Annotated in this window: 10 protein-coding genes; 2 read left to right on the plus strand and 8 right to left on the minus strand. The window is 67.0% G+C overall.

The genetic code is table 11. The features are described from left to right. Nucleotides 1–133: 133 nt before the first annotated feature. Together mqo and ABE434_RS17455 are read left to right on the plus strand one after the other, a co-directional pair. Nucleotides 134–1,831: a malate dehydrogenase (quinone) gene (gene mqo / locus ABE434_RS17450; RefSeq protein WP_346479700.1), complete on the plus strand. Its 1,698-nt coding sequence runs from the start codon at nt 134–136 to the stop codon at nt 1,829–1,831. Nucleotides 1,832–2,164: 333 nt separating this feature from the next. Beyond that, nucleotides 2,165–4,363, plus strand: a complete 2,199-nt coding sequence (locus tag ABE434_RS17455; protein WP_346479701.1) for a TonB-dependent siderophore receptor — start codon at nt 2,165–2,167, stop codon at nt 4,361–4,363. Between the two features lie 147 nt (nt 4,364–4,510). On the opposite strand, the gene ABE434_RS17460 is transcribed toward ABE434_RS17455, so the two are convergent. From ABE434_RS17460 to ABE434_RS17495, 8 genes are all read right to left on the minus strand, one after another. Then, the gene (locus tag ABE434_RS17460) at nt 4,511–5,737 is read right to left on the minus strand and encodes an MFS transporter (RefSeq protein WP_346479733.1); all 1,227 of its coding nucleotides are present in this window, start codon (nt 5,735–5,737) and stop codon (nt 4,511–4,513) included. Between the two features lie 215 nt (nt 5,738–5,952). Further along, entirely contained in the window at nt 5,953–6,630 is a 678-nt protein-coding gene (locus tag ABE434_RS17465) for a methyltransferase domain-containing protein (RefSeq protein ID WP_346479702.1), read from the minus strand. A 120-nt stretch (nt 6,631–6,750) separates the two neighbouring features. Next, nucleotides 6,751–7,563, minus strand: coding sequence for a DNA-formamidopyrimidine glycosylase family protein (locus tag ABE434_RS17470; RefSeq protein ID WP_346479703.1), 813 nt, complete (start codon nt 7,561–7,563; stop codon nt 6,751–6,753). Beyond that, nucleotides 7,556–8,296, minus strand: a complete 741-nt coding sequence (locus tag ABE434_RS17475) for a DUF72 domain-containing protein (RefSeq protein ID WP_346479704.1) — start codon at nt 8,294–8,296, stop codon at nt 7,556–7,558. Before ABE434_RS17475 ends, ABE434_RS17470 begins: the two co-directional genes overlap by 8 nt. 11 nt (nt 8,297–8,307) lie before the next feature. After that, nucleotides 8,308–8,742, minus strand: a complete 435-nt coding sequence (locus ABE434_RS17480) for a pyridoxamine 5'-phosphate oxidase family protein (RefSeq protein WP_038689788.1) — start codon at nt 8,740–8,742, stop codon at nt 8,308–8,310. A gap of 81 nt (nt 8,743–8,823) precedes the next feature. Further along, complete coding sequence (locus ABE434_RS17485; RefSeq protein WP_346479705.1) at nt 8,824–9,717, minus strand: alpha/beta hydrolase-fold protein; 894 nt, start codon at nt 9,715–9,717, stop codon at nt 8,824–8,826. A gap of 4 nt (nt 9,718–9,721) precedes the next feature. After that, nucleotides 9,722–10,846, minus strand: a complete 1,125-nt coding sequence (locus ABE434_RS17490; protein WP_346479706.1) for a metallophosphoesterase — start codon at nt 10,844–10,846, stop codon at nt 9,722–9,724. A gap of 114 nt (nt 10,847–10,960) precedes the next feature. After that, nucleotides 10,961–11,422: a DUF1801 domain-containing protein gene (locus tag ABE434_RS17495; protein WP_346479707.1), complete on the minus strand. Its 462-nt coding sequence runs from the start codon at nt 11,420–11,422 to the stop codon at nt 10,961–10,963. Nucleotides 11,423–11,487: the final 65 nt, after the last annotated feature.

An 11,487-nucleotide genomic window follows, 5' to 3' on the forward strand; every position in this document is an offset into this window, starting at 1 on the left:
CGGATGCTGCGTTGCACCAAATCCGTACCGGAAAGGGCTAAAATCGCCTCCAAGGTACCGCTGTGACGCCCGTCTTCACGGGCGTTCCCGGCAGCGGCGGCATCCTTCCCATGTCTCCCTACCTGAGATCCCCATGAAAAAACTAGCGAAGGTCGTCCTCGGCCTGCTCGTGGTGTTGCTGTTGGCAGCGGCACTGTTCCTGTACTGGCCGCTGCATCAGCGTTCAGTCCCGGCTGCCGGCAACGACAAGCCGGTCGACGTCGTCCTGGTCGGCGGCGGCATCATGAGCATCACGCTCGCCACCTTCCTGCAGGAGCTGCAACCGGACTGGAACATCCAGGTCTATGAGCGCCTGGACGGGGTCGCACTGGAAAGTTCGGACGGCTGGAACAACGCCGGTACCGGCCATTCCGCGTTCGCCGAGCTGAACTACACCCCTGAACTGCCCGATGGCAGCATCGAGACCAAACGTGCGGTCGGCATCGCCGAGCAGTTCGAGATCTCGCGCCAGTTCTGGTCGCACCAGGTCCGCGAAGGCCGCCTGAGCCAGCCCAGCGATTTCATCAATCCGACCCCGCACATGAGCTTCGTCTGGGGCGACGAGAACATCGCCTACCTGCACAAGCGCCAGCAGGCGCTGGTCAAGAACCCGCTGTTCTACGGCATGCAGTACTCCGAGGACGCCGCGCAGATCAAGCAGTGGGCGCCGCTGCTGATGGAAGGCCGCGACCCGAAGCAGAAGGTCGCCGCGACCTGGATGCCGCTGGGCACCGACGTGAACTTCGGGGTGATCACCCGCCAGCTCACCGCCGGCCTGGAACGCAGCCCGAACTTCAAGCTGCACCTCAACCATGAAGTGCGCGCCCTGCGCCAGAACGACGACAAGAGCTGGAACGTCACGGTCAAGGACCTGGCCTCCGACACCGAATCCACCCTCAAGTCGCGCTTCGTCTTCATCGGTGCCGGTGGCGCCGCGCTCAAGCTGCTGCAGCTGTCGGGCATTCCGGAATCGAAGAACTACGCCGGTTTCCCGGTGGGGGGCCAGTTCCTGGCCTTCCAGTCGCCGGCGATCGCCGGGCGTCATTCGGTGAAGGCCTATGGCATGGCCGAAACCGGCTCGCCGCCGATGTCGGTGCCGCATCTGGATGCGCGCAAGCTGGATGGCAAGCCGGTGGTGCTGTTCGGGCCGTTCGCGCTGTACAGCACCAAGTTCCTCAAGCATGGCTCGTGGTTCGACCTGTATTCCTCGGTCAACCACAACAATGTGGCCGGCATGATGGACGTGGGCCTGGAGAACCTGGACCTGGTGAAGTACCTGATGGGCCAGGCGCGCCTGAACGATGACGACCGCCAGGCCGAGCTGGTCAAGTACTACCCGAACGCCAAGCGTGAGGACTGGAAGCTGGTCACCGCCGGCCAGCGCGTGCAGATCATCAAGAACGACCCGGAGAAGGGCCCGATCCTGCAGTTCGGTACCGAGATCGTGACCGATCAGGACCATACCCTGGCCGCCCTGCTCGGCACCTCGCCGGGTGCCTCGACCTCGCCGCCGATCATGCTCGACCTGCTCAAGAAGGCCTTCCCCGAGCAGATGGCCGCGGGCTGGGAAGCACGCCTGAAGGAAATCGTGCCGTCGTATGGCCGCAAGCTCAACGACAGTCCCGCGCTGACCAATGAGATCCGCCGCCTGACCAGCGAGACGCTGAAGCTGCCCTACCTGGACGTTCCGCTGGAAGGCGCGACCAGCCCGGCGGTGATGCTGACCCCGCCGCCGGCCACCAAGCCGGCCGAGGCCAAGCGCAACGCCAACGAAGAACTGCAGGCCCTGTAAGCCTGCCCCGGCGGGGCCTGCGGGCCCTCGCCACGGTTTCCCTCCGGCCACCCTCGCGGTGGCCGGTTGCGTTTGGGGGTTTCCCGCGCCCGGTCGCCTTCTACGCCGGCGCGGCGTTTTGTTCAAGAATTGTAAAGCGACTGAGAACGATTTACATTTACGTACCGCAGGCGTGTCGCTCCGGGCGATTGACGGTTTCAACGGACTGCCGTCACCCCCGGCGCTGCCCCACACCCTGCCCTTTCCCAGGATGGATCTGCCCCGTGCCTGGCGCCTGTGCGCCGGCGTTGCTGCCTGTTGCTCTCATTCCTTACTGCCCGTCCAGAGACCCCCATGTCCCTCCGCGCCCACCCGCTCCGCTCCCGCCGTGCCCCGCTGGCCCTGGCCCTGCTTTCCGCCCTGTCGCTGACCGCTCCGCAGGCCTTCGCCGATGCGCTGGCCGACGCCAGCGGCAGTGCCGATGCCAAGACCCTGGACAAAGTCAGCGTGGTCGGTGCGCGCGCGATGCCGTCGAGCACCACGCGCCTGCCGATCAGCCTGCAGGAAACCCCGCAGTCGGCGACCTCGATCGGCCTGCAGCGGCTGCAGGACGAATCGTTGTTCAGCATCAACGACGTGATGCGCAACGTCACCGGCGTCAGCGTCTCCTTCTATGACACCCAGCGCCCGCTGTACTACGCGCGCGGTTTTGCCATCACCGATTTCCAGGTGGACGGCATCCCCACCTACAGCGGCTCGACCAACCAGGAATACGACACCGCCTTCTACGATCGCGTTGAAGTGATCCGCGGCGCCAACGGCCTGCTGAGCGGGGCCGGCGTGCCGTCGGCCACGGTCAACCTGCTGCGCAAGCGACCGGGCAAGGAATTCGATGCCTCCTTCGCAGTGAGCGCCGGCAGCTGGGACTACCAGCGCATGGAAGCCGATGTCACCGCGCCGCTGACCGCCGATGGGCGGTTCCGCAGCCGCGTCGTCGCCGCCTACACCGACCGTGATCTGTATTACGACCGTTACCACGAGAACAAGATGGCCGGCATGGCCGTGCTGGAAGGTGACCTGACCGACAGCACCACGCTGACCGTGGGCTACCAGACCCAGGACAACAATCCGGTCGGTTCGACCTGGGGCACCGTGCCCTTCTTCGACAGCCAGGGCAACTTCGCGCACCTGCCGCGCTCGACCAACGTCGCCCCGAAGTGGAGCTACTGGCAGCGCGAGACCAGCACCGCGTTCGCGAACCTGGAACAGCGCTTCGGCGAGAACTGGCTGCTGAAGATCAACACCGCCTACACCCAGGGCAACGTGCAGAACGTGCGCGTGTACGGCAGCGGCTACCCCGATCCGGCCACCGGCGCGGGCATTTTCCTGCGCACCGCCGCCGGCGATTCGGAAGACACCCGCCGCAACGTCGATGCCTATCTGAGTGGCACCTTCACCCTGTTCGGCCGCGAACACGACCTGACCGTGGGCGGCCAGTGGGCGGATATCGAGGGCACCACGAACACCATCGCGCTGCGCTACCCCACCGACTGGGCACGGTGCGGAACCGAGCGCTGCTACTACATCCCGGACATCCGCGCGTGGGATGGCGACATCTCCGAAGTGACCTACTCGCGTACCGGCGCACGCCGCGTCGCCAAGACCACGCAGAGCGGCCTCTACGTGGCTACCCGCCTGCGCCTGGCCGATCCGCTGGCGCTGATCGCCGGTGCGCGCCTGAGCCGCTGGGAAACGTTGACCCGTGCCTACAACGCGGCCGGTGCGTACACCGGCACGAGCGGCGCCTACAAAGTGACCGATGAAGTCACGCCCTATGTGGGCCTGGTGTACGACATCACCCCGCAGGTAGCCGCGTATGCCAGCTACACCGAAATCTTCAATCCGCAGAACTACAAGGACCGCAACGAAAACCTGCTGGCGCCGGTGGAAGGTTCCAATCTGGAAGCAGGCATCAAGTCGCAGTGGTTCGACGGTCGCCTGACCGCCAACGCGGCGGTGTTCGAGGCCAAGCAGGACAACTACGCGGTACTCGATACGAGCGTGCCGGAGCGCTCGCTCAGCGATGGCAGCTCGGCCTACATCGGCATCAACGGCACCAAGGCACGCGGCTGGGAAGTGGACGTCAACGGTGAGATCCTGCCGGGCTGGACGGTCAATGCCGGCTTCACCCACGTCAAGGTGACCCGCGCGGCCACCGATCTGCTGTACGCCAACCCGGCCGAAGATCTGCTGCAGCTCAACACCCAGGTGCGACTGCGCGGCGCGCTGGAGCGCCTGAGCGTGGGCGCGGGCGTGCAGTGGCAGAGCAAGGTGCAGGGCTACAACATCCCCTACCCGCTCGGCGGCACGGTCACGGTGAACCAGCCGGCCTACGCGCTGGTGCAGTTCAATGCCAACTACCGCATCAGCGACAGCTGGACGGCCACCCTCAGCGTGCGCAACGCGCTGGACAAGACCTACTGGGCGAACCTGGATTACAACAATTACGGCGAACCGCGCTTCGTCGCGTTGAGCCTGCGCTGGAAGTACTGAGGCCTGGCGACATCGCTGAGTTGAACGAACGGGTCGCCTTCGGGCGGCCCGTTCTGTTTTGTGGCAACCCACCGTATACCGGTAATGCCGGCCGCTGGCCGGCTCCTCGAGGACCCGGCATTGCGTGGAGCCGGCCAGCGGCCGGCACTACCTGGGCCGTGTCTCGCGCAGCGTCCATATCACCGGCAGCACCAGCACCGCGACCACCGCGATCATCGCGCCGGGCGCGGACGACCACCCGGTGTGCCGCACCAGCAGCTCGGCCAGCAACGGCGTTGCTCCACCGAAGAACGCGGTCGCCATGGTGACGCCCAGCGCCAGGCCACTGAGCCGCCCTTCGCCGGGGAACTGCTCGGCCGTGGCGGGGGCCGCCACCGCGCTCACGCCGCCCGCGAGGCAGGCCAGCACCACCGCCGCCAGCCCGATCGCCACGGTACTGCCACCAGCCATCACCGAGAACATCGTCAGCGGGAGCAGGGCCGACAGCACCGCCAATGCGATCAACACCGGACGGCGCCCGACCCGATCCGACAACGCGCCCGCCAGCGGGGTCACCACGATCACCGCCACCGCCGCGACGGTGGACAGCCACAGCGCCTCCGATTCACCGACCTGGCCGGCCGAACCCAGGAACGCGGGCACATAGGTGATGCCGACGTAATAGGTGATCGAGCCCAACGCGGAGATCGCGAACGTGCGTGCAATGGCGGCCTTGTGGTGGCGCCAGGTGTCGCGGATCGGCGACACCGGCACGGTGCCTTCGGCCTGCTGGCGCTCGAACTCGGGCGATTCATGCATGGTCGAGCGTGCCAGCAGGATCGCACCGGCCAGTGCTGCCCCGACGAAGAACGGAATGCGCCAGCCCCAGCCATCCAGCTGCGCCGTGCTGAGCAGCGCGACGGTAAGCGCCGACAGCGCGACCGCGAGCAATGCCCCTACTTCGCTCGCGGCCGAGGCCAGCGAGGTCACCAGCCCGCGACGGCGCACCGGCGCGGTTTCCAGCAGATATGCGACCACGCCCGTGTACTCGCCGCCCACCGAGAACGCCATCAGGCAGCGCAGCAGCAGCAACAGCACACCGGCAGCGGCACCGATGCTCTCGAAGGTGGGCAGCAGGGCGGTGGCGAGCATCGCCACGGTCATCAGCAGCATCGAGGCCAGCAGCATGTAGCGTCGACCAAAGCGGTCGCCGAGGTGGCCGAACACCAGCGCGCCCAACGGACGCATCAGGTACGACACCGCGAAGCCGGCGAGCGTGGCCAGCAGTGCATTCTCGCCACCGCCGAAGAACACGCGGGACAGCACCGTGGCCAGGTACAGGTAGAGCGTGAAGTCGTACCACTCCACCACCGTCGACAGGCCGGCAATGATCATCGAGCGCGTACGTGGGCGCGTCCCGGGCGCGGTGGGCACCGGGCTCAAGCGTGCTTCCTGTGGGCGCGCAGGCCATCGCGGATCGACAGCGGAAGAAATCGCATCGGGCTACTCCCGGCCGCCTCGGCCGCATCTGGACGGCGACAGCCTACGACAGCCGATCTGCACGCCGCGTCACGGGAGCGCAGCGTTGTCGCAACGCGCCCCGCCCGCGCTCAGGCCGCGGCCACGGGTCGGACCGCACCTCGCCGATAGCTCAGCAACCGGCCATTGCCCGGCGCATTGCCCTCGTCCTCGAACAGCCCAAGTTCTTCGGTCACGTCGAAGCCCTGCAGGGCCATGCCACGCGAGAACGACCCGACGTTGCCGCGGCCGGGGTCGGTGATCAGCAGCTCGGCCACGGGTTTGGCATGCCGCAGCATCATTGCCGCGACCTGATGGGCATGCCCCCGCTCGTAGAGGATGTCACTGCCGATGATCAGGTCGAAGCGGCCGAGTGAGCCATCGGGGACTTCCCAGGGAAGGTCGCGATAACTGACGGCCGGCAGGTTGTTGAGCCCCGCGTTGTAGGCGAGGAACGATTCGGCCAGGGGATGGTGATCGGTCGCAACGACGTCGGCCCCCCGATGCGCGAGCACCAGGCTGGACAGGCCCAGCCCGCAGCCCAGTTCCAGAATGCGTTTACCGGCCACATCGAAGTGGCTCATGGTGTCGGCCAGCGCGCGGCCGGCCGGCCAGATCTGGCCGAACAGGCTCCACAGCGAAGAATGGATACCGGCGCGCTCGGCGCGCCCGGTGGGATCGGAGAACTGCTGCAGGTCGCTGAGCGCGCGGATGCGGAAGTCGTGGCCGCCGACCGGGATGGTGAGGATGCGGGTGGTATAGCCCGGCATGTGCGCTCCGTGGGACACGGGAGCCTTCATTCCGGGATCGGCATGAAGGGCTCGGAGAAAGGAGCGGGGGCGATCAGGTGTCGATCGCGCAGGACGCGCGCAAGCACGTGTGACCCCATCCTACGCCATGCGCACAGACCTGGCTGAACGCCTCGGCGCCGCCTTGCGTGGCATCGGCGGGGCCTTGCGTACGGCGGGCGCGGTGCCATAGCGCACCTGGCAGACGGGGCAGAAGAACGTCCGCCGCCGGGTCGTGCCCGGGTAGGTCTTGCTGAGCGGGCCACCGCAGTGGGGACAGGTGCGCTTGGTGTGGACCAGCCAGTGCTGGCGCAGTACGAACTGTCGTTTCCAGTCCAGGAAGTCGACACTGTACTGCCGCGCCTGTTTGATGACCTCGCCCAGCTTGCGCGGTGGCAGCGCGCCAACCGTGGATTCGGGATGCACGCGCGTGCGGAACAGCACCTCGTTCTTGATGATGTTGCCCACGCCGGCAAAGATGTCCTGGTCCAGCAGCGCGTCGCAGATCAACGTCTCCGGCTGCTGCTTGAGTTTACGTCGCGCCAGTGTCGGATCCCACGCCGGATCCATCACATCGCCGCGCCAATCGTAGGTGTCCGCCAGCGCGCCTTCGATGTACTTCACCGACGAGGCATAGATGTTGAGCTCGCCATTGTCGAACTGAAGCGACACCCGCGGTGGCGAGGGCTTGCGCTCATCGATGCGGTAGCTGCCGAACATCAGCATATGCACGCGCAGGCTGAAGCCGCGGAATTCGATCAGGAAGTGCTTGCCCCAACTGCGCAGCGCGACCACGCGGCGGCCTTCCATGCGGGTGAGGTCGAGCGAACTGTTGCCGGTGGCCAGCCGCACGGTCTTGCCGCGGAATTTGGCGGCCGCTTCCCGCAGGATGACGATGGAAGGACCTTCAGGCATGCGTGGTGATCTCCTTCAGGCGCAGGGCATTGGCGATCGCAAAGCCATGGGCGGTGTTGTCGAAGATCACCCACGGTGCCTGCGCCTGCCCGGGCTGCTTTACGACCTGTGTCGCCAGAGAGGCCAATGCGGCATCGGGATAGTCGCTGTAGTACATGCGCGGCGAACCGTGCCAGCGCCAGTAGTGCCAGCCCTGCGCGCCGCCCGGAAGCGCGGCGGCGGCAACGCGCGCCGGATCCACCGCGGCCCGGGAAATCGCGTGGCGCTGCAGCAGCGCATCGGCCTGCGTGCTGAACCAACTGGCATGGCGGGGCTCGCAGACCACAGGCACCGGGGTGCGTCGACGCAGCGCGCGGAAAAAGCTTCCGGCGCGGCGCGTGTCCAGTGCCAGCGATGGCGGCAACTGCAGCAGCAGGGCGCCCAACGTACGCCCCAATCCACCCACCTCGTCCAGGAAGCGGTCCAACAGTGGGCCCACGCCGACCAGTCCGGAATCGTGCGAGATGGTCCGCGGCAGCTTTACCGAGAAGCGAAAGTTGGCCGGTACGGTGGCCGCCCAGCGCGCGTAGGTCGCGCGTTGGTGCGGCCGGTAGAACGAGGAGTTGATCTCCACCACGTCAAAGCGCGTGGCATAGCGCGCCAACAGGCTGTCGCCGGGCCCGAAGTGCGTGGCGTAACGGCTGGGGATCGACCAGCCGGCACACCCGATCTTCGGTATACGCGACGCGGCCATGCGTGCCTCCTTCAGCGCAGGATTTCGCCCTGGTCTTCCCCATCCCAGTAATGGATGCGCGCCGCAGCCACCTGGATCAGAACCAGTCCAGGGCTATCCACACCCTGCTCGAACCAGCGCTCCAGATCTTTCACCCAATGCTGCTGCATCACCGCCTTGTCGCGGATCAGGGTCGCCCTGCCCTGCACCGCCACGAACAGCGGCGGCTTGCCCAGCAGCGACTTGCTGCCGGTGAAGCTCAGCGCGACCTTCGGGTCGTGCGTGATCTCGCGGACCATGTCGGTGTCTTCGGTGGTGAAGAACCAGCTGTCGCCGTCGTAGTCCACATCACCGTTGTTGCTCATCGGCCGCGCCGCGATCTCGCCGCTGTCGGCATGGGTCTGCAGCATGGTGAAGTCGATGTTGGCCATCTTCTTGGCCAGTTCGGGCAGGGTCAGCGTGGTCATGGAATCTCCGGGGTCAGGGCTTGTACGCCAAGCCTCCGCGCAGCGCAGTGACCGAGGCGTGCACGGCCACTGGCGGGACATTCACATGGTTGCGGTCGGGGTTGCACTGGGGAACAGCGCCAGCAGCGCACGGATCAGCACGGCCGGGTAGACGGTCAGGTGATCCTCGTCCGGGACCACGCGCGTTTCCAGCTGCAGGCCGGGATAGCCGCGCCCGTGCAGACGAGCGGCAAAGCGCCGGGTATGCGCGACCATGTCGTTGCGCGCGGCGAACGGCGCATCGGAGGTGGGCGTTTCATGCGCACCAATCGACAGCAGCACCTGCGCCTCCAGGTCCGTGTGCATGCCCGCATAGTCCGCCTCGATCCGGTCGATCACGTGCTGATCGAACCAGAACGATGGGCTGGACAGCAGGTATCGCTGGAACATCGCGGGGCGGGTCAGCAGCACGTACATGCCGAACAGCCCGCCGTACGAATGGCCGGCGAAGGCGCGCTGTGCCGGGTCGGTGCGATAGCGCGCCTCGACCCGGGGCAGCACATGCGCCTCCAGGAAATCGCGGTAGTGCGCAGCGCCGCCGTAGATGATCCCATCGGTGTAGTCGTCGCCTGCACAGCGCACCGGCGGGGTCGGCGTGTAGTCGCGTGAGCGGCTCTGCTGCGAGCTCAGCCCCTGCTGCGGCGGCAGCCCGACCAGGATGAACGGCGTCAGGTGCGCGCCGCCCTGCCCGACCATGTTGCGCACGCTGCGCACGAGCGGAAAGCTGTACAGCGCATCCGTGACATACAGCACCGGGTAGCGCAGGTGGGTATCGCGCTCATACCCGGCCGGCAGGGCCACCCACACCGGGTAGTCCCGGCCCGTCGGGTCGCGGACCCACCAGGCCTCGGTATCTGGCAGCACGACTCCGGTCACGGCAGTCGGTGCCGCCACCTCCAGGCCACCTGCGCATTCCTGGCGTTCACTCCAAGGCATCGGCTCATCCCCTCCGCAGCGTGATCAGGGTGATCTCCGACGGCACGCCAATACGTGCCGCGAAGCCCGGCCACAGTCCGGCACCGTTGCTGACATACAACGTCATGCCATCCACCTCGTAGCGGCCGGACACATAGCCGCCGTTGGCGCGCTTGACCAGCTGGTCCATGCCGACGATGTGGCCGCCATGGGTGTGGCCGGAGAGCTGCAGCGCCACGCCCTTCGCGGCATTGGCGCGCGCCTCCACCGGGCGATGGTCGAGCAGGATCACCGGCGCCTGCGGGTCTGCCCCGGCGAGCGCGGTGGCGAGGTCCGGCATGGGCAGGCCGTAACGCGCGGCCACCGGATCGGTGACGCCGGCGATGGTCAGCGTGGCGCCCTGGCGCTGGACCCCGGTGTGGCTGTTTTCCAGCACCTGCATGCCCTGCCCCCGGAACGCCTGCATCCACTCGGCGTACTGAGCGTAGTACTCGTGGTTGCCGGTGATCGCGATGACACCATCGGGTGCCTGCAGTCTGGCCAGGGGCGCGAAGTCGTTGGCGCGGGCGCTGACAGTGCCGTCGATAAGATCACCGGTGATCACCACCAGGTCCGGATGTAGAGCGTTGCTCTCGCCCACCACCTTCTCCACCCAGGCACCGGTGAGCAGGCGGCTGGCGTGGATGTCGGTGAGCTGGAGCACGCGATAGCCATCGAACGCGGCCGGTAGTCCGTCGATGGCCACCTCGATCTGGCGCGGCTTGGGGACCGCCATGCCCTGCCAGATACCGTAGGCCGATAGCAGCAACGCCAGTGTGCCCGCCGCAGGGCGCAGCCACGGCGCACGCAGCATCGGCAGCACGCGCCGCGCCCGGACCAGTCGCGCGATCAGCAGCAGCGCATCCAGCACAAGCACGAACACCGCACTGATCAGCAGCGTGGTGAACCCGGTCGCAAGCACCGCGATCACCGCTTTGGGAATCTCGGGCGAGGCCATGGTCCCGGCGAACTGCGCCACGATCCGGTGGTGCAGCGCCAGCGCCACCACCAGCAGGCCCAGTACGACCCGGACCGGACGCGGCAACCGCAACGGCCAGATCAGCCGCCACACCAGATACAACGCAAGCAAACAGCCGATCACACTCAGCACAGGCACATCCTGGAAACGTTGGGGGAATGGGCCGGCCGCATCGCTGCTGCCTCGCCCAGCCCTTCATCGTTGCCGAATCGCGCGGCGTGTTCCAGTGCAGGAGGTCGTGATGATTCAGGCAGAGCGCTGGCTCGCCTTCGCACGCGCTGCAGCGGCGGGGGGCTTCGCTGCCCGATTGCGCGCGATCGCAGCGCGGATCAATGCCTTGAACGCGGCCGCGTTGATCGTTTCGCCCTCGTGCAGATCGATGGCGCGGCGGGTGTTGCCCTCCAGGCTCGCATTGAACAGCCCCTTCGGATCGGGCAGCGCCGCGCCCTTGGCGAAGGTCAGCTTCACGGCCGCCTTGTAAGTCTCGCCGGTGCACAGGATGCCGTCGTGCTCCCACACGGGCACGCCTCGCCACTTCCAGGTTTCCACCACCGCCGGATCGACCTGGTGGATCAGGCTGCGGATGCGCGCCAGGGTCTCGCCCCGCCAATCATCCAGCGACTGGATGCGCGCATCGATCTGCTGCGATGCCGACGGCTCGCTGGCTGCGGCAGCGCGCGGGATGGTACGGGCTTTGGGCTGGGTCATGAGTCACCACCGATCGCCATGGGCGGCCCGGTCGGCAGCACCCTTCGTGCGCCTTATAGACCCGA

It is taken from the genome of Stenotrophomonas sp. TWI1183 (assembly GCF_039673115.1).
Taxonomy (GTDB): domain Bacteria; phylum Pseudomonadota; class Gammaproteobacteria; order Xanthomonadales; family Xanthomonadaceae; genus Stenotrophomonas; species Stenotrophomonas maltophilia_AA.